This window comes from Mesorhizobium sp. B2-6-2, assembly GCF_006440615.1.
Taxonomy (GTDB): domain Bacteria; phylum Pseudomonadota; class Alphaproteobacteria; order Rhizobiales; family Rhizobiaceae; genus Mesorhizobium.
Genome location: NZ_VFUG01000003.1, coordinates 453,222 through 470,006 on the forward strand (window position 1 = coordinate 453,222; position 16,785 = coordinate 470,006).

The 16,785-nt window shown below is 64.4% G+C and carries 17 protein-coding genes and 1 riboswitch; of the genes, 8 read left to right on the forward strand and 9 right to left on the reverse strand.

Annotated features, from left to right (window positions below; genetic code table 11):
- Nucleotide 1 precedes the first annotated feature (1 nt).
- The 7 genes from FJ419_RS10255 (at nucleotide 2) to FJ419_RS10285 (ending at nucleotide 6,903) form a co-directional block, all read left to right on the forward strand.
- Nucleotides 2-274, forward strand: a complete 273-nt coding sequence (locus FJ419_RS10255; RefSeq protein ID WP_140690575.1) for a hypothetical protein — start codon at nucleotides 2-4, stop codon at nucleotides 272-274.
- A 13-nt stretch (nucleotides 275-287) separates the two neighbouring features.
- Nucleotides 288-1,502, forward strand: a complete 1,215-nt coding sequence (locus FJ419_RS10260) for a response regulator/pilus assembly protein (protein ID WP_140690586.1) — start codon at nucleotides 288-290, stop codon at nucleotides 1,500-1,502.
- On the forward strand, nucleotides 1,499-2,920 hold the full coding sequence (locus FJ419_RS10265; RefSeq protein ID WP_140542188.1) for a CpaF family protein: 1,422 nt from the start codon (nucleotides 1,499-1,501) through the stop codon (nucleotides 2,918-2,920). Before FJ419_RS10260 ends, FJ419_RS10265 begins: the two co-directional genes overlap by 4 nt.
- Nucleotides 2,921-2,924: 4 nt before the next feature.
- The gene (locus FJ419_RS10270) at nucleotides 2,925-3,890 is read left to right on the forward strand and encodes a type II secretion system F family protein (RefSeq protein WP_140690592.1); all 966 of its coding nucleotides are present in this window, start codon (nucleotides 2,925-2,927) and stop codon (nucleotides 3,888-3,890) included.
- Nucleotide 3,891: 1 nt separating this feature from the next.
- Complete coding sequence (locus tag FJ419_RS10275; RefSeq protein WP_140690595.1) at nucleotides 3,892-4,854, forward strand: type II secretion system F family protein; 963 nt, start codon at nucleotides 3,892-3,894, stop codon at nucleotides 4,852-4,854.
- Between the two features lie 228 nt (nucleotides 4,855-5,082).
- Nucleotides 5,083-5,556, forward strand: coding sequence for a hypothetical protein (locus FJ419_RS10280; protein ID WP_140542191.1), 474 nt, complete (start codon nucleotides 5,083-5,085; stop codon nucleotides 5,554-5,556).
- Between the two features lie 174 nt (nucleotides 5,557-5,730).
- On the forward strand, nucleotides 5,731-6,903 hold the full coding sequence (locus FJ419_RS10285; protein WP_140690607.1) for a GGDEF domain-containing protein: 1,173 nt from the start codon (nucleotides 5,731-5,733) through the stop codon (nucleotides 6,901-6,903).
- A 110-nt stretch (nucleotides 6,904-7,013) separates the two neighbouring features.
- Here FJ419_RS10285 and gcvP read toward each other — a convergent pair whose 3' ends face one another.
- The 3 genes from gcvP to gcvT are packed head-to-tail and all read right to left on the reverse strand — an operon-like array spanning nucleotide 7,014 to nucleotide 11,317.
- Nucleotides 7,014-9,824, reverse strand: a complete 2,811-nt coding sequence (gcvP, locus tag FJ419_RS10290) for an aminomethyl-transferring glycine dehydrogenase (RefSeq protein WP_140690691.1) — start codon at nucleotides 9,822-9,824, stop codon at nucleotides 7,014-7,016.
- 16 nt (nucleotides 9,825-9,840) lie between these two features.
- A complete protein-coding gene (gcvH, locus tag FJ419_RS10295) occupies nucleotides 9,841-10,209 on the reverse strand; it encodes a glycine cleavage system protein GcvH (protein WP_095765085.1) in 369 nt (122 codons plus the stop codon).
- 7 nt (nucleotides 10,210-10,216) lie between these two features.
- Complete coding sequence (gene gcvT, locus FJ419_RS10300) at nucleotides 10,217-11,317, reverse strand: glycine cleavage system aminomethyltransferase GcvT (protein ID WP_140690708.1); 1,101 nt, start codon at nucleotides 11,315-11,317, stop codon at nucleotides 10,217-10,219.
- Nucleotides 11,318-11,466: 149 nt separating this feature from the next.
- A riboswitch (glycine riboswitch) is annotated at nucleotides 11,467-11,553 on the reverse strand.
- 223 nt (nucleotides 11,554-11,776) lie between these two features.
- On the opposite strand from gcvT, the gene FJ419_RS10305 reads away from it, so the two are divergent.
- A complete protein-coding gene (locus FJ419_RS10305) occupies nucleotides 11,777-12,781 on the forward strand; it encodes a hypothetical protein (protein ID WP_140690719.1) in 1,005 nt (334 codons plus the stop codon).
- On the opposite strand, the gene FJ419_RS10310 is transcribed toward FJ419_RS10305, so the two are convergent.
- The 6 genes from FJ419_RS10310 to gfa all read right to left on the reverse strand — a co-directional run bounded on the left by FJ419_RS10310 (nucleotide 12,778) and on the right by gfa (nucleotide 16,772).
- Nucleotides 12,778-13,236, reverse strand: coding sequence for a GNAT family N-acetyltransferase (locus FJ419_RS10310; RefSeq protein WP_246679167.1), 459 nt, complete (start codon nucleotides 13,234-13,236; stop codon nucleotides 12,778-12,780). The genes FJ419_RS10305 and FJ419_RS10310 overlap by 4 nt on opposite strands.
- On the reverse strand, nucleotides 13,208-13,999 hold the full coding sequence (locus FJ419_RS10315; RefSeq protein WP_140690722.1) for a molybdopterin-binding protein: 792 nt from the start codon (nucleotides 13,997-13,999) through the stop codon (nucleotides 13,208-13,210). Before FJ419_RS10315 ends, FJ419_RS10310 begins: the two co-directional genes overlap by 29 nt.
- 1 nt (nucleotide 14,000) lies before the next feature.
- Nucleotides 14,001-14,873: a cytochrome b/b6 domain-containing protein gene (locus FJ419_RS10320; RefSeq protein WP_140690731.1), complete on the reverse strand. Its 873-nt coding sequence runs from the start codon at nucleotides 14,871-14,873 to the stop codon at nucleotides 14,001-14,003.
- A gap of 98 nt (nucleotides 14,874-14,971) precedes the next feature.
- On the reverse strand, nucleotides 14,972-15,643 hold the full coding sequence (locus tag FJ419_RS10325) for a DUF1345 domain-containing protein (RefSeq protein WP_140690741.1): 672 nt from the start codon (nucleotides 15,641-15,643) through the stop codon (nucleotides 14,972-14,974).
- Nucleotides 15,644-15,669: 26 nt separating this feature from the next.
- A complete protein-coding gene (locus FJ419_RS10330) occupies nucleotides 15,670-16,137 on the reverse strand; it encodes a YaiI/YqxD family protein (RefSeq protein ID WP_140690756.1) in 468 nt (155 codons plus the stop codon).
- A gap of 65 nt (nucleotides 16,138-16,202) precedes the next feature.
- Entirely contained in the window at nucleotides 16,203-16,772 is a 570-nt protein-coding gene (gene gfa, locus FJ419_RS10335) for an S-(hydroxymethyl)glutathione synthase (protein WP_140690771.1), read from the reverse strand.
- Between the last annotated feature and the right edge of the window lie 13 nt (nucleotides 16,773-16,785).

Here is a 16,785-nt window from a genome sequence, read left to right on the forward strand (position 1 = left end):
CATGCGCATCCCCGTTTGCATCGCTCTGCTGCTCGCCGGTTTCGCCGGCGGTTGCACCAGCGACGACTATGTACGCGCCGAAGGGGTGACCTTGGCGGCCGGCAACGCGCAGGCGTCCAACACCGCCATGCAGATGGTCGATCCCTGGAAGTACGGCGTCCAGAACACAAGGCTTCTGGTGCCGGCCCAGCGTCCGGGTTCCGAGAGCGCTGCCGTCGGTGCGAAGGCCGGCTCCGTGTCGTCACCGACGACATCATCAACAACATCGAATTGATGGGCTGGCGACGATGGCATCTGGTAGCAAGACCAAGAAGATCCTGCTCGTTTCGACGGACAGGACGTTCTTGCAAGATACGCGGACGGCTTTTGCGGCCTCCGAGGTCATCGAGCTCTTGACGCTGGAAAAGAGCGTCAACGAACTGCGCGGCGAGATCCTCGAGGCGGACTTTGGCACGGTCATCGTCGACATGGATGCAGCCAAGCTCGAGGAAATCGAGTCGCTGCAGCGCGTCATGCGGCGGCTGGAAGGTAGCATTCCTGTGGTCGTCGTCACCCAGGAATTCAACGCGGCGGCGGTGCGCATCCTGGTGCAGCTCAAGGTCGCCGATTTCCTGGTCAAGCCGATCACCACGGCCGACCTCGTGCGTTCCGTCATCCGTGCGCTGCAAGGACCGGGGCGGGAAGAGAACACCGAATCGCACATCTACACGTTCATGCCGGCAGCCGGCGGCGTCGGCACCACCACGCTCGCCTTGCAGACGGCTTTCCAACTGCATCATTCGGTGATGCGGGGCGCCTCGACCTGCGTCGTCGACCTCAATTTCCAGCAAGGCGCCTGCGCCGAATATCTCGACCTCGAACCGCGCTTCGACATCACCGAAATCGAGAACCAGCCGGAGCGCCTCGACCGGCAACTGCTTGACGTAATGCTGTCCAAGCATGCGAGCGGGCTGTGCGTGCTTGCCGCGCCGACGCGGCCCTCGGACATGCGCTCGTTCAAGACCGATGTCGTGGTGCGCATGCTCGACCTCGTGGCGGCCTATTTCGACAATGTCGTCATCGACATGCCGCGCACCTGGTTCCCCTGGACCGAGACGGTGCTGCTGGGTTCCAACAAGCTCTATATCGTCGCCGAGATGACGGTGCCCTGCCTGCGCCATACGCAGCGTCTCATCCAGGCCGTCTACGAGACCGCCGGCAAGGAAGTGAAGCCCAACGTCATCGTCAATCGCTTCGAGCAGAAGATGTTCGACAACGGCATCAAGCAGGCGGACGTCCAGGAGATACTCGGCGAGCATTTCGTCGGCGGCATCTCCAACAATTACCGGCTGGTGCGCGAGGCGGTCGACCGCGGCGTGCCGCTGCACGCCATCGACCCCAACGCCAATGTCGTCAACGACCTGAAGAAGATCATCCTGCCGGAGGAGGCCGTGCAGACGATGGCCAAGTCGAGGTCGCTGTTCGGCCTGGGCAAGGGCTTGCTGAAGAGGAAGGCAGGATGACCAGCCGTTTCTCCAACCTGCAGAGCCGCGACGTCCGCCCGCAGCGGGCGCCCGAACCCGCGCCGGTCACGCACAATGCAGTGATCATCCCGACGACCCGCAAACCGGCGCCGCCCAGGCCTGAGGCAGCCCCCGCAAAGAGCGCCAACAAGGTGCTGGACGCACGCGTGCGCATCCATCGCATGCTGCTCGAGGAGATCAACCTCGTGGCGCTGGAGCGGCTTCCCCGGGATGAAATGCGCCGGCAGGTGCATGATTTCGTCTCGGAAAAGACGCGCCAGGAGCGCATGGCGATCAACAATGCCGAGCTCGACGCCCTGGTCGACGACATCGTCGACGAGATGGTCGGCCTCGGCCCGCTGGAGCCGCTGCTCAAGGACCCCGAGATCAACGATATCCTGATCAATGGCCACCAGAACTGCTTCGTCGAAAAGCGCGGCAAGCTGCAGCAGGTCCACATCCCGTTCAAGGATGAGGCGCATCTGCTTAGAATCATTAATAAAATCGTCGCGGCGGTCGGCCGCCGCGTCGATGAATCGCAGCCCATGGTCGACGCCCGAATGCTCGACGGCTCGCGCTTCAACGCGGCGATCCGCCCCGTCGGCGTCGACGGCCCGCTGGTGTCGATCCGCAAGTTCTCCAAGAACAAGCTCGGCCTGCACAAGCTCGTCGAATTCGGCGCCATCACCCAGAACATGGCCGAAGTGCTGGCGGCGGCGGTGCATGCCCGCAAGACCACGATCATCTCCGGCGGCACCGGCACGGGCAAGACGACGATGCTCAACGCTTTGTCGGCCTTCATTCCGGAAGACGAGCGCCTGATCACCATCGAGGACGCGGCCGAGCTGCAATTGCAGCAGCCGCATGTCGCGCGCATGGAGACGCGTCCGGCCAACATCGAGGGCCACGGCGAATTGAAGCAGCGGGACCTGGTCAAGAATGCGCTGCGCATGCGCCCCGACCGCGTCATCCTCGGCGAATGTCGCGGCGAGGAAGCCTTCGACATGCTGCAGGCCATGAACACCGGTCATGAAGGCTCGATGGCCACCATCCATGCCAACACGCCGCGCGATGCCATCTCGCGTCTGGAGCAGATGCTCGGAATGACCGGCATGCCGATGACCGTGCAGTCGATCCGCAGCCAGATTTCCAGCGCCATCGACATCATCGTCCAGCTGACGCGCCTTTCCGACGGCAAGCGCAAGGTGACCAGCGTCGCCGAAGTGACCGGCATGGAAGGCGACGTCATCCAGATGCAGGAGATCTTCCGCTTCGTGCGCACCGGCATGGAGGCGGACGGAAAGATCCTCGGCCACTTCGAGGCGACCGGCATCCGCCCACGCTTCCTCGAGGACCTGCGCAACATGGGCATCGAATTCCCGGGCAAGTATTTCGAACCCGGCCGGCCGCAGGACTAGGCCGGTGTTCGAGGGATTCAGCCCGGTCTACGTCGTCTACGCCGCGGCGGCGCTCACCGGCATCATGATCGCCGAGGGCCTTTATCTGCTCTATGCCGGGCGCAGCGACAAGCGCACGGCCATCAACCGCCGCATGAAGCTCGCGGAGAATAAGATCAGCCAGGAGCAGGTGCTGATCCAACTGCGCAAGGAACGCGGGATCGACGGCGGCACCTCTGTCTTTTCTCTCGACCGCTTCCGTGCCCTGCGCACGCAGTCCGGCATAAGCACGCCGCTGCCGAAATTCCTGACGATCACATCGGGGATCGCTCTCGCCCTGGCGCTTGTGGCGATCTGGAAGGGCTTGCCGCTCCTGTTCGGCCTTATCCTGCTTCTCTTGCTGTTGCCGGTGCTGCCGGTCATGGCATTGCGCTGGATGCGCAAGCGCCGGCACAAACGCTTCGGGATGCAGCTGCCCGAGGCGCTTGAATTGATCACGCGCGGCCTGAAGGCAGGCCATCCGGTGCCGGTGGCGATTGCCATGGTGTCGCGCGAGATGGCAGATCCGATCGGCACCGAGTTCGGCGTCGTCGCCGACGAGGTGACCTATGGCTCCGACCTGGTCTCGGCGTTGAACAATCTTTTCGACCGGGTGGGGCATGAGGACCTGCCGCTGTTCGTCACGGCGGTGTCGATCCAGAGCAGTTCGGGCGGCAATCTGCGCGAGATCCTCGATGGTTTGTCGGCGACGATCCGCGACCGTGGCAAGCTGCGCCGCAAGGTGCGCGCCATTTCGACGGAAGGGCGCATGTCGGCCTACATCCTGACCGCGGTGCCGGTGCTTCTGTTCACCGCCATCATGGTGCTGATGCCGCAATTCTACCAGGATGTCTGGGACGTGCCGAAGACCTGGTACATGATGGGCGGCTCCATCATCTGGCTGCTGCTCGGCAACGCCATCATGTTCAAGATGTCGAATTTCAGGTTCTGAGATGGAAGACGTCATCCGCTTCCTCGCCTCGCTCGCGCCGACCTCGCTGGTGCCGGTCGCCATGCTGCTCCTTGTGCTGGGCGGGGGCGCCGTCGCCTGGCCGCTGGTGCTCGCCAAGGGGGATCGCGGCGAGGTCAAGCGCCGGCTGAAGGTGGAGACATCGCAGCCGGCCGAGCAGGCGGAGCCGGCACCCAAGAAGAGCACCAACGCCGTGCGCGAGAAGGCGGTGAAACGGGCGCAGGAGTTCTACGCCAAGAGCGATCCGGAAAATGTCGCGCGGCTGCGCCTGAAGCTCATCCAAGGCGGCTACATGGAACCGCGTGCCGTCGGCATGTTCTTCCTGATCCGTTTCGCCGCGCTGGTCGGCGCGGCGCTCGGCGCATTCCTGGTCAATCACTGGGCGGCAAGTGCGGAGTCGACCATGACCAGCCGCTGGACCTTCATCATCCTGTCGGCTGCCGGCGGCTATTTCCTGCCTGGCCTGGTGCTGACGCAGAAAATTCGGGAAAAGATGCGCGAATACCGCAACGGCTTTCCCGATTTCATGGATTTGATGATCGTCTGCTCCGATGCCGGCATGAGCATGGAGGCCGGCATCGAGCGGGTCTCCAGGGAGCTTGCCAGGACCTATCCGTCGCTCAGCCAAAACCTGATCCTGGTGTCGCTGGAGTTGCGGGCCGGGCGCAGTCTCGACGATGCGCTGAAGGCGCTTGCCGACCGCCTCAGCCTCGACGAGGTTCGCTCCTTCGCGACGCTGCTGCAGCAATCCAAGGAGCTCGGCACCAGCCTATCGGGCTCGCTGCGCGTCTTTTCCGACGAAATGCGGCACAAGCGCATGTCGCTGGCCGAGGAGAAGGCGCATGCCCTGCCGGCCAAGATGTCGGTCCCGGTGACGGTCTGCATCCTGCCGGTGGTGCTGATGATCGCGATCATTCCGATCATCGTGAAGCTGACCGCGCACTGAGTATTCAGGTGAGGCCGGCCTGCAAATGGCAGCTTCCTGCGCTCCGCCCCGGTGCTCGGAATCCGCCATTTTCGACTCGGCCTGACCTGAATCCAGGATATTGCCGTGGTTAACGCATCCTTGGCGCGCGACCGAATTTTATCTGCATTTCGGCACCGAAGCTTAATCGCTGTCCTGTATCGTTTTTCCTGAAGAACGACCCGGCAAATCGGGCGATGGGGCAGGGGCATGCGTCAGAGACTTCCCAGGGCAGCGGCGGCATTGGCGGCCGTCTTGATGATTACCGGCTGCACGACGAACAACAATGTCGACACGACCAAGACCACGGCGATCCAGCCGGTGGCCAAGGACGTCAGCGCCAACGACCTCGTTGAAGGCAAGGCGCAGTTCCGCGAGGCGAATTTCGGCCTTGCCGAACAGCATTTCCGCAAAGCGGTCGAGCTCAAGTCCGACAATGCCGAGGCCTGGATGGGGCTTGCCGCATCCTATGACGAGCTTGGCCGCTTCGACTTCGCCGATCGCGCCTATATGCAGCTGTTGAAGGTCGCCGGGCGCAAGCCGCAGATCGTCAACAATATGGGTTACTCGCAGCTTCTGCGCGGCAACAAGAAGAAGGCGCGCGCGCTGCTGCTCGAGGCGAAGGCCGGCATGGCCGACCAGACAGTGGTCAATGCCAATCTGGCGCTGCTCGACAAGGGCTGATCCTGCTCCCGGTTCGCGTATTCCGTGTGCCGTCATGGGATTTCGCCTCACATGTCGACGCTTTGTAAACCCTGTGTCGAGGTAGCGTTGGGTGTCCTCCGAAAACGGTTTGCGCCGAGCGCCGCCAGCCTACATTGAGGAGCGACGGGCACCCGCTAGAGGCAGTTCTTCAGGATGTTGGATTTCAGTTCGCTCCTGCTCGCGGCGGCGCTATCGGGCACATGCCTCAGCATCACCATGTTTGCGATCTGGCTCGCCACGCCGAGGGCTCGCTTCGTGCTCACGGTCGCTTGCGGCATCCTCGTGCTCGTCGCCCATGTCGTCGCGTTCTGGCGCTATACCAAGAATGCCGATCCATGGCTGTGCCAGGTCGTGCTCGCGCTGCTGACCCTGGGTTTCCTGGTCCTCTGCCTGTCGGCGATGCAGTATCTCGGCTTTCGCGACTACCGCCGCGCCATCGTGCCGACGCTGGCCGCGATAGCTGCCTGCGCGATCGTCACCTTTCTCGGTTTCGACGGCATCGGCTTTCAGATCACTTATGCGGCCGTGACGGCGTTGCTCGCGGCGATCGGGGCGATGTTCTGGATGAAGGGGGATCACGACCGCCGGATATTGCTCGTCGTTTCGTTCCTCAGCGGCGCCTGCGGCCTGTCTTTCGCGCTGTGCGGCCTGGCGTTGCTGACGCAAGAGCAATGGGTTCTCGGCGCCGCGCCCGACAATTGGGCGGAGCGATTGAACTCCGTCGTCGCGGTCGCCTGCATGACCGGCCTCGGCGCGCTGACGCTTTCACTGCACCATCTGCAGGCGCAGATCGAGCTCAAGGCCGAAACCATGACCGATCCGCTGACCGGCCTGATGAACCGCAGGGCGCTCACCGAGCTTTACGGCGAGCGCAGCTTCGGTCCGTTCATGGCGATCGCCATGTTCGATCTCGACCATTTCAAGATGACCAACGACCTCTTCGGTCATCCCGTCGGCGACCAGGTGCTTTGCCGCTTCGCGGCGGTGATCAGGAAATACGGCAGGACAGGGATCGACGCCTTCCGGCTGGGCGGCGAGGAATTCGCGCTCGTCATGTCGCGCGTGACACCGGAAAAGGCGCATGACATTGCAAGCCGGATCGGCGTCGCTTTCGGCACCGAGGTCGTCGCGACCCATCGCGGGCCGCTGCGCAGCAGCGTCAGCGGCGGCATGGGATTCGGCTCGATCGCGGGCTGTCCGCTCCATGAGGTGCTGGCGCAGGCCGACGCCGCGCTTTATGCGGCCAAGCGTGCCGGGCGCAACCGTGTCGTCGTTCAGGACAAAGCGGGCCAGCCCGATGCCGGGCCGGCCCTGAAGACTGCCTGAGCAGAGAGCAATTCCAGGAAAAGTGTGAACGGTTTTCCGTCCGGAATTGCGTTGAAACAAAGAGATAGAGCGGTTTGCCGTTTCCGTGAAACGGTGAACCGCTCTAGCGGTTACTCGGCGGCGCCGAGATATTCCGACAGCGGCGGGCAGGAGCAGACCAGATTGCGGTCGCCGGCGACGTTGTCGATGCGCGAGACCGGCGGCCAGTATTTCGCCGCCAGATCGGCGTCGCCCGCCGGATAGGCCGCCTCCAGCCGCGAATAGGGATGCTTCCACTCGCCGGCAAGCGCTTCCGCCGCGGTGTGCGGGGCATTGACCAGCGGGTTGTCGTTGGACGGCCACTCGCCCTTCGCCACTTTCGCCGCCTCGGCGGCGATGGCGATCATCGCCTCGCAAAACCGGTCGAGCTCACGCTTGGGCTCGGACTCGGTCGGCTCGACCATCAGCGTGCCGGCAACCGGGAACGACATGGTCGGCGCATGGAAGCCGTAGTCGATCAGGCGCTTGGCGATGTCATCGACGCTGATGCCGGCGCTTTCCTTGAGAACGCGCGTATCGAGGATGCATTCATGGGCGATGCGGTCGCTTCTGCCTTTGTAGAGCAGCGGGTAGTGCGGCGCGAGCCGCGTCGCCACATAGTTGGCCGAGACGATCGCCGTCTCCGTCGCCTGCTTCAGGCCGGTGCCGCCCATCATGCGGATATACATCCAGGTGATCGGCAGGATGGAGGCGCTGCCGAAGGGCGCCGCCGCCACGGCATGCGCCGAGCCTTCGGTGACGTGGCCTGGCAAATAGGGTTTCAGATGCGCCCTGACGCCGATCGGGCCGACGCCCGGACCGCCGCCGCCATGCGGGATGCAGAAGGTCTTGTGCAGGTTCATGTGGCAGACGTCGGCGCCGATGTCGCCGGGACGGGCGAGGCCGACCAGGGCGTTGAGGTTGGCGCCGTCGAAATAGACCTGGCCGCCATGCTCGTGGATCAGCGCGCAAAGATGACGCGCGCCTTCCTCGTAGACGCCATGCGTCGAAGGGTAGGTGAACATCAGCGCCGCGAGGTTCTTGGAATGCTCATTGGCCTTGGCGCGCAGATCGTCCATGTCGATATTGCCGTCGTCCAGGCAACGCACGACGACGACGCTCATGCCGGCCATCGCGGCGCTTGCCGGATTGGTGCCATGCGCGGAAGACGGGATCAGGCAGATCGTGCGGTGGCCTTCGCCGCGCGCGCGGTGATCGGCGCGGATGGCGAGCAGGCCGGCATATTCGCCTTGGCTGCCGGCATTGGGCTGCAGGCTGACGGCCTCGAAGCCGGTGATTTCCGACAGCCATGCCTCCAGGTCGGCGGCCATCTTGCGATAGCCCGCCGAATGGCCGGCCGGCGCGAAGGGATGCAGATTGGCGACGCTCGGCCAGCTCACCGGCATCATCTCGGCGGCGGCGTTGAGCTTCATGGTGCAGGAGCCGAGCGGGATCATGGTGCGGTCGAGCGCCAGGTCCTTGTCGGCCAGCCTGCGCAGGAAGCGCATCATCTCGGTTTCGGAATGATTGTCGTGGAAGACCGGCTGGGTGAGGAATTCCTTGCCGCGCGGCTTGCCCGGCATGGAGCTCCCTTCAGCCGCGCCGGGCTTGGCGCCAAACAGGGCCGCGATCGCCTCGAGATCGGCTTCCGTGGAGGTCTCGTCGAAGGCGATGCTGACATGGTCGGCATCGATGACGCGCAACAGCCGGCCGGTCTTCTCGGCGGCTTGCGCGATCGAAGCGGCCTTGCCCTTCACCTCGGCCGTGACCGTATCGAAGCGCCTCGCGCCGAGCACCGAAACGCCACTTGCCTTGAGGCCCGAGGCGAGGCGGCCGGCCAACGCGTGGATCTGCCCGGCAATCGCCTGCAGGCCGGCAGGGCCGTGCCAGATCGCATAGGCCGTCGCCATGTTGGCCAGCAGCGCCTGCGCGGTGCAGATGTTGGAGGTGGCCTTGTCGCGGCGGATATGCTGCTCGCGCGTCTGCAGCGCCAACCTGTAGCCCGGGCGGCCCTTGGTGTCGGTCGACTGGCCGACGAGGCGGCCGGGCATCAGGCGGGTCAGCTTGTCGGAAACGGCGCAATAGGCGGCGTGCGGGCCGCCGAATCCCATCGGCACGCCGAAGCGCTGCATCGGACCGACGGCGATGTCGGCGCCGAGCTTCGCCGGCGCATCCGTCAGCGTCAGCGCCAGCGGATCGGCGATGAAGACGACCAGCGCGCCGGCGGCGCGGGCCTTCTCGATCGCCGCCTTGTGGTCGCCATAGACGCCGAACGTGTCCGGCCAGGAGACGAGCAGGGCGGCGGTGTTGTCGTCGATCGTCTCGCCGTCGACCTCGATGTCGAGCGGCTCGGCGCGGGTGCGCACGACGTCCAGCGTCTGCGGATGCGGCGTGCCGGCAAGCGCCACCTTGGTGCGCTTGTCGCGGTGGTTGCGCAGCGCAATGCCGACGGCTTCGGCGACGGCGGTGGCTTCATCGAGCAGCGAGGCCGACGCCACCGGCAGGCCGGTGAGCTCGGCGACCAGGGTCTGGAAGTTGAACAGCATCTCCAGCCGGCCCTGGCTGATCTCGGCCTGGTATGGGGTGTAGGCCGTGTACCAGGCCGGGTTCTCGAACAGGTTGCGCTGGATGACCGGCGGCACGAAGACGCCGTGATAGCCGGCGCCGATGAAGCTCTTCAGCACCGTGTTCTTCGCCATGATCGCCGACAATTCGGCCAGCGCTTCGGCTTCGCTCGCCGGAGCGGGCAGGTTGAGCGGCAGGTCGAGGCGGATCGATCTCGGCACGGCCTGGCTGATCAACGTTTCGACGGATGGAACGCCGATGACGGCGAGCATTGCCCTGACGTCGTTGACGCTTGGGCCGATATGGCGGGCCGAGAAAGGAATAGGTGCTGCGGTCATTTCTAGGATCCTGATATCAGCCGATATGGGCTTTGTAGGCGGCTTCATCCATGAGGCTGTCGAGCTGGCTTTCGTTGGCCAGCCTCATCTTCCAGAGCCAGCCGTCGCCGGTCGCGGCCGAATTGACCAGCGAGGGGTCGGCCGACAGGGAGGCGTTGGCTTCGGTGATCTCGCCGTCGACCGGCGCGTAGACGTCCGAGGCCGCCTTGACGGATTCGACCACGACGGCGGTGTCGCCCTTGGCGAGCTTGCGGCCGATTTCCGGCAGCTCGACGAAAACGAGATCGCCGAGCTGTTCCTGGGCATAGTCGGTGATGCCGACCGTGGCGACGCCGCCGTCGACGCGCAGCCACTCATGGTCTTCCGTGAAATAGGTCTTTGCCATCTGGAAATCATCCTTTGCGGTAGCGGTGTGGGGTGAAGGGCAGGGGCGTAACGTCCACCGGGATTTTCGTCCCGCGGACATCGGCGAAGAGTTTCGTGCCGGCCTTGGCCAGCGCGGTGCTGACGTAGCCCATGGCGACCGGGTGGCCCGCCGAGGGGCCGAAGCCGCCCGAAGCGACATGACCGGCCGGATGGCCGCCGGCATCGATCAACGCGGCGCCCGCGCGCACCGGCTGGCGCCCGTCGGGCTTCAGGCCGACGCGCTTCTGCGGCGGCCCGCGCTCGATGATCGAGCGCAGCGCGTCGGCGCCGATGAAATTGCCGGAAGCGCGAACTTCCTTGGGAATTGCCCACATCAATCCCGCGCTTGCCGGGTCTATCTCGGGCGTCAGGTCCTGTCCGTGCAGGCAAAGCCCGGCCTCGAGCCGCAGGCTGTCGCGGGCGGCAAGGCCGATCCACTGCACGCGCTCGTCCCCCAGCAGCTTGGCGACCAGATCCCGCGCGTCCTTCTCCGGCAGGCCGATCTCGAAACCGTCCTCGCCGGTGTAGCCGGAGCGGCTCATGAACCAGTTTTGCCGGGGCTCGACCCCATGCATGAAGAGCAGCGAGCCGGTCTCGATGCCGGCCCGCGCCAAAGCCGCCCAGGCGTCCGGTCCCTGGATCGCCAGGAAAACCCGGTCGAGCGGCTCCACCCCGACGTCGAAAGCCGTGGCAAGCGCGCGCAGATGCTTCTCGTCCTCCACCGCGTTGCCGGCATTGGCCACCACCATGAACCTGTCATCGCCCAGGCGCGTCACGATGAGATCGTCGATGATGCCGGCAGCCTCGTTGAGGAAGAAGGTGTATTTGGACTGCGAGATTTCGAGCGCGCCGGCATCGAGCGGGCAGGCGCGGTTCAGCAATGCGGCGCTGCCCGGGCCAGCGACCTCGAACAGCTTCATATGCGAGATGTCGAACAGGCCGGCACGCTCGCGTGTGTGAAGATGCTCCTTCATCACGCCCGGCGGGTAGGTGAGCGGCATCGACCAGCCGGCGAAGGCGCCGAAACGCGCGCCCGCGGCCTGGTGCAAATCCTCAAGGGGCAAATGTCTGGTGTCGTCGCCTGTCATGTCTTCTCCAGAGTCGCACGCAATCGACCGCCATTCGCGGTCCAGTCCGTGCCCCTCTGTCTGAAGCCTGAGAGACTCGCGCCCCGCAACTCTGTCGGCAGCGCTTACACCTTCGGCGCGGGACGAATCCCGACTTTCCAGAGTTGTCTTTCCCGTCCACGGTTCTTTTGCCTGAGAGATTTCGGGCGATTTCCCCTTCGGCGACAGCTCGCGCTGCTCTCTCCCGCAAACAGGTAGGACTCAGTCGCCCGAGTCCTCGACATGTCATCCATAGCCCGTCGGCGACACCTTGTCACCTCCCAGCGACATTTTAGGCGCGCCCTGCTTTCGGCGACATGAATTGGCCGACAAGTCTTCGCTAACCACGCCGTTTGCCGGTTTCTCAAGACAATGCTGATAAAGCTCGGCGGGGTAATGCACGCAGCTCGCCGGCAACGTGGCGACGGACAGGGACGGCAAATGGGCGAATTGATCATGAGCGCTCCGGTCGCGGGGCTGACCTCGAAGAACAAGATCACGGCCGAAGACGTGACGATGCTGCGGCGCGACGTCTTCGCCGACGGCCTGGTAAGTCGCGGCGAGGCGGAGGCGCTGTTCGCGCTCGACCAGACGGCGCGCGACAAGTGCGGCGAATGGGCGCCGTTCTTCGTCGAGGCGGTGACCGACTACATCGTCCACCAGGAAAAGCCGGACGGCTATATCTCCGAGCAGAATGCCGATTGGCTGGTCCGCACCGTCTCGCGCGACGGCATAGTCGACGGCCGCACCGAGCTTGAACTGCTGGTGCATGTGCTGGAGGAAGCGAAGTCCTCGCCCAGCGAGCTCTCGGCCTATGCGCTGGAACAGGTCGCGCATGCGGTAATCGACGGCAAGGGTCCGCTGATGCATGGCGGCAGCCTGGTTCCCGGCCATATCGCGAAGGCCGAGGTCGATCTGCTGCGGCGCATCCTCCATGCCTATGGCGGCGACGGCAACATCGCCATCAGCAAGGCCGAGGCGGAGGTCCTGTTCAGGATCAACGACCGGACCGCGGCAGCTGACAACGATCCGTCCTGGAGCGACCTCTTCGTCAAGGCGATCGCCAACCACGTCATGTGCTCGACCGGCTACGAGCCGCCGACGCGGGAAGTGGCGCTGCGCCACGAGAACTTCCTCGACGAGGCAGCGCCGACGCTTGGCGGCTTCTTTAGCCGGATGGTCTCGGGTGGTTTCGCGGCGATCCTCGAAGCCTATCATTCGCCCGGCGATATCGAGGCCGAATGGGAAGCCAGGAACCGGGCCGCCGAAGCGCTTGCCCGCCGCGCCGAGACGATCGATGCCAGCGAGGCCGAATGGCTTGCCGAGCGCGTCGGCGGCGGCCAGCGGCCGCTGCGCGACAACGAGCGCGCGCTGCTGACGCTGATCAAGCATGCGGCGCCGGAAATCCATCCGACGCTGAAACCGCTGCTTGAGAAAGTGGCTTAGGCGTTTCCTGCAATCGTCTTGCAAAGAATGATGTTGGAATGGCCTTCGGGCCACCCGGCGAATTCGGCCATGCGCTCGAAACCGGCTTTTTCGTACAAGCCCGGCGCCTGGAAGTCGTGGGTCGAAACCCATATCCGCAGCGAGCCGCGCGCGGCAGCTTCCGCGACGAAGGCATCGAGCAGCTTCCTGCCGTGGCCGAGGCCCCGATAGGCTTCGTCGACCCACATCAGCGTGAGTTCGGCAATGCTCGCCCACGAATAGCCCGCGGCGACCCCGATGGCGCGGCCTTGCTCATCCCGCAGCGCAAAGACGATAGCGCGGTCGTCGCCACGACCGGTCAGCCGCCGGTTGTCTTTGTCGAGACGCTCCTCGATGACACCAAGCTCGGCGGCCGCTAGACCATGCTCGGCCTGCAGGCGAGGGCCGTCAAATCCCGCCATACCAGTCGTAGCCATTGTCCTCCCAATAGCCGCCGCGGCCGCCGCCGACATTGGCAAAACTGTCGACCAGCTCGATCTTGTAGATGTATTTCGGCATCTTGTAGCCGAGCTGGCGCTCGACCCGCACGCGCAGCGGCGCGCCGTTCTCGACCGGCAAGGGCTTGCCGTTCAGGCCGTAGGCCAGAATCGTCTGCGGGTGGCGGGCGTCGATCAGGTCGATGGTGCCGTAATATTTGATGTCGCCGGACAGGCTTTGCTCGATCGTGTCGAGGCAGTGGAACATGACATAGCGGGCCTGCGGCTTGACCATGGCCTGGTCGAGCACCAGCGACAGCGGCGTGCCGGTCCATTTGGCGATGCAGCTCCAGCCTTCGACGCAGTCATGACGGGTGATCTGCGTGCGGCTCGGCATGTTCTGCAACTGCTCGCGGGTCAGCGACAACGGTTTTTCGACGAGGCCGGCAACCTCCAGCCGCCAGTCCGCGAAATTGTTGGCGAGCAGACCCTTGTAGGTATCGTCGTCCGGCGCGGTAATGCCGTTCGGCCGTTGCGGCTGGCGGATGTCGGCCTCAGTGAATTCCGGCGCCAGCGCGTCCCGTCCGGCGAGCAGGCGCTGCGCGCGCCAGGTCAGGCCATTGGCGTTTTCGAGGAAGCTGCGCAGTCCGCCGCCGATGCCGAGACCGCTGTCGAAAACATCGCAGCCGGACAGCGCGATGCCGGACAGGCCGAGGCTGGCGGAGGTGAGGAATTTGCGGCGGCTGATCTGGAATTTTGCCATGTCAGGCGCTCCTCTCGGTCGGCTGGTCGTGCTTCGCAGGCGGGTCGGTGCGATACCAGCCGGTGATGATCGAGCGCAGCTCGTTGATCGGGCCGGCGGCGAGGATCATCAGGATGTGGACGATGAAGAAAAGCACGAGCAGCACCATGACGGTGAAGTGGATGGTGCGCGCCGTCTGCCTGCCGCCGAGGATTTCGTTGAGCCAGGGCAGCACCGAATTCATGCTCGGCGACATTGCGAGGCCTGTGACGATCATCAGCGGCAAAAGCACGAAGAGCACCCCGCCATAGGCCATTTTCTGCAGCGTGTTGTATTCGCGCGTGTGGTGGAACTTCAGCTTCGCGTGATCGACGATGTCGCGCGGCAGCTTGCGCAGGTCCGACACGCGAGGGGCGAGATCGCGATGGATATGGCCGTTGACCAGGCCGGCGATCAGCCAGATGAGCAGGGTCGTGGTCAGGATCCAGGCAAAGAAGAAATGCACGACACGGGCGGTGCCGAGGTCGTAATAGGACGGGATCGTCGCCCAGGAAGGGAAGGCGCGAGGCGTCTCTTGTCCCGGGGGACCCGACCAGCCGAGCACGCCGGTGGTGTCGAAGCGATGGCCGAAGATTTCAGTGAAGCCGCGCGGACCGTTGGCGGTGTTTTCGGCGCCGATCTGAAGGATCGTGTTGTTGAACTCGAAGCCGGACTGCTTGCCGACATAGAGCTGCGGCCGCGCGTTGAAGATCTGCAGGCCGGAAAGCAGCATGAAGAAGAGCGAGAAAGCCCAGATCCAATGGGTCAACCGCGTCCAGCGCGATTGCCGATAGATGAGGGTCGTGTCCTTGCCGTCCGCCTCGGCGGCGGAATGGTTGTTGGCAACAGTGTCCATCTTGCCTCCGGCCGCCTCAAGCAAGCGGCTTCTCAGGTCATTGTCTCCCCCTCAATACGTCGCCGCACAAGGCAATGTTTCATGCGATCACGGATTTATTACGGAGAGCCGAGGCTGACCGCGAGATTGACTGCCGCCGCGACGATCACCGTGTTGAAGAAAAAGGTCAGGATCGAATGAACAAGCACGACCAGCCGCATTTGCGAGGTGGTGACGGCCGTGTCCGCCGTCTGCGCCGTCATGCCGATGACCGTCGCGAAATAGAGGAAATCCCAGCCTTCCGGTCTTTTGCCGCCCGGAAAATCGAGGCCGCCGACCGGCACCTTCTTGTGGGTTTTCTCGTCGATGCCGTCGCCATCCTTCCAATAGACGTGCGCGTAGTGCAGCGACGCCATGGCGTGGATTGTGAACCAGCCGAGCGGGATCGACAGCATGGCGAAGGCGAGCTGCAGCGGATGCGCGGCATCCTTGCGGTTGATCAGCAGGAACAGCGAGACGATGGCCGCGCCGACGACAAAGAGCGTGATGGCAAAGATCAGCAGCACGGGCAGGTCGGTCGCGCGCGCATTCTTGCTGAGATAGCGGCCGGTAAGGCCCGGCATCAGGGTCAGCACCAGGGCGATATAGCTTGCAAAGAACACATTGGCGCCGATCGAGTAGGGGAGCGGCGCGCGCAGCAACAAGGCAAGCAGCAGTGCCACGATGCCGATGGCCGCGGCGAGGGCGAACTGGATGTGCCGATGCATCGGCGTCTTGAGATCGTCACCCATGGCCCGAGGCCCTTGAAGACGTTGGATCAGTCCGGTGTGACGGATTTGAGCGCGCGCCGCAAGATGCGGTCGAGCTCGCCGAGAAACTGCGAACGGTCCTTCGGTGTGAAGGAGGCATTGAAGCCCCGGCTTTCGCCGGTCTCGCGCAGATGCTGCTTCAAATCGCGCATCGCCACCGCCATGCCGATGGTTTCCGGGGTGAAGGGGCGGCCGGTAGGGCCGAGCACATGCGCGCCTAGCGCCACCGTGCGCGCGGCAAGCGGAATGTCGGCCGTCACCACGACGTCATTGGCCCTGGCGTTCTCGGCGATCCAGTCGTCGGCCGCATCCGCACCCTTGGAGACGACGACGTTGCGGATCATCGGATCGCGCGACGGCCGCAGGCCGCCATTGGAGACATAGGTGACGACGACGCCATGACGCTCCGCGACCTTCTCGACCTCGGCCTTGACCGGACAGGCATCCGCGTCGACGTAAATGATGGGGGCAGGCAACCTTATCTCCAAATGTACGAAAGGGCCGACATAGGCCGGCCCCTTCGCATGAAATGTCGCAATTGTCAGGCCGCCAAGGCTCCGGACTTCTTGGCGGTCCAGGTGGCCATATAGTCCATCAGGCCGGGATTGAGGCAGTCATAGGGCTCAAGCCCGATCGACTTCAGCTGGCCGCGGATGCCGTCCATGCGGCTCGGATCGACGCCGGATTCGATGATCGAGGAGACGAAGGCGGCGAAGCCCGGCGGCGACCAGCCATCCTCCTCGAAGCGCTCGGGATGGATGAAGGACAGGCCCTTGAAGGCATGGTCGCGCTCGACCGGGCCGTACATGTGGACGCCGCAGCCGGTGCAGGCATGGCGCTGGATCAGCGCCGCGGGGTCGACCACCTTCAGCTTGTCGCCATTCTCGGTGACGGTGACATCGCCAGTGCCGGCGACGGCCACGACCGAGAAGATAGCGCCGTCCGGCTTCCAGCATTTGGTGCAGCCGCAGGCATGGTTGTGGGCGATCTGGCCCTTGACCTTCACCTTCACCGGATTGCTGGTGCAGGCGCATACCAGCGTGCCGCCGGCAAAGCTCGCGCTCTCCTTCGGCAAGCCGTTGTCGATCTTCGGATGCAGTTTTTCAGGCATTGAGTTCCTCCCT

What these genes read in the sequence shown, in the direction of transcription:
- FJ419_RS10320 (WP_140690731.1), bottom strand. Translation starts at nt 14,873, where the DNA reads ATGGACACTGTTGCCAACAACCATTCCGCCGCCGAGGCGGACGGCAAG.
- FJ419_RS10305 (WP_140690719.1), top strand. Translation starts at nt 11,777, where the DNA reads ATGGGCGAATTGATCATGAGCGCTCCGGTCGCGGGGCTGACCTCGAAG.
- FJ419_RS10310 (WP_246679167.1), bottom strand. Translation starts at nt 13,236, where the DNA reads ATGGCTACGACTGGTATGGCGGGATTTGACGGCCCTCGCCTGCAGGCC.
- FJ419_RS10275 (WP_140690595.1), top strand. Translation starts at nt 3,892, where the DNA reads ATGGAAGACGTCATCCGCTTCCTCGCCTCGCTCGCGCCGACCTCGCTG.
- FJ419_RS10325 (WP_140690741.1), bottom strand. Translation starts at nt 15,643, where the DNA reads ATGGGTGACGATCTCAAGACGCCGATGCATCGGCACATCCAGTTCGCC.
- FJ419_RS10255 (WP_140690575.1), top strand. Translation starts at nt 2, where the DNA reads ATGCGCATCCCCGTTTGCATCGCTCTGCTGCTCGCCGGTTTCGCCGGC.
- FJ419_RS10315 (WP_140690722.1), bottom strand. Translation starts at nt 13,999, where the DNA reads ATGGCAAAATTCCAGATCAGCCGCCGCAAATTCCTCACCTCCGCCAGC.
- gcvP (WP_140690691.1), bottom strand. Translation starts at nt 9,824, where the DNA reads ATGACCGCAGCACCTATTCCTTTCTCGGCCCGCCATATCGGCCCAAGC.
- gcvT (WP_140690708.1), bottom strand. Translation starts at nt 11,317, where the DNA reads ATGACAGGCGACGACACCAGACATTTGCCCCTTGAGGATTTGCACCAG.
- FJ419_RS10285 (WP_140690607.1), top strand. Translation starts at nt 5,731, where the DNA reads ATGTTGGATTTCAGTTCGCTCCTGCTCGCGGCGGCGCTATCGGGCACA.
- FJ419_RS10280 (WP_140542191.1), top strand. Translation starts at nt 5,083, where the DNA reads ATGCGTCAGAGACTTCCCAGGGCAGCGGCGGCATTGGCGGCCGTCTTG.
- FJ419_RS10265 (WP_140542188.1), top strand. Translation starts at nt 1,499, where the DNA reads ATGACCAGCCGTTTCTCCAACCTGCAGAGCCGCGACGTCCGCCCGCAG.
- gcvH (WP_095765085.1), bottom strand. Translation starts at nt 10,209, where the DNA reads ATGGCAAAGACCTATTTCACGGAAGACCATGAGTGGCTGCGCGTCGAC.
- gfa (WP_140690771.1), bottom strand. Translation starts at nt 16,772, where the DNA reads ATGCCTGAAAAACTGCATCCGAAGATCGACAACGGCTTGCCGAAGGAG.
- FJ419_RS10260 (WP_140690586.1), top strand. Translation starts at nt 288, where the DNA reads ATGGCATCTGGTAGCAAGACCAAGAAGATCCTGCTCGTTTCGACGGAC.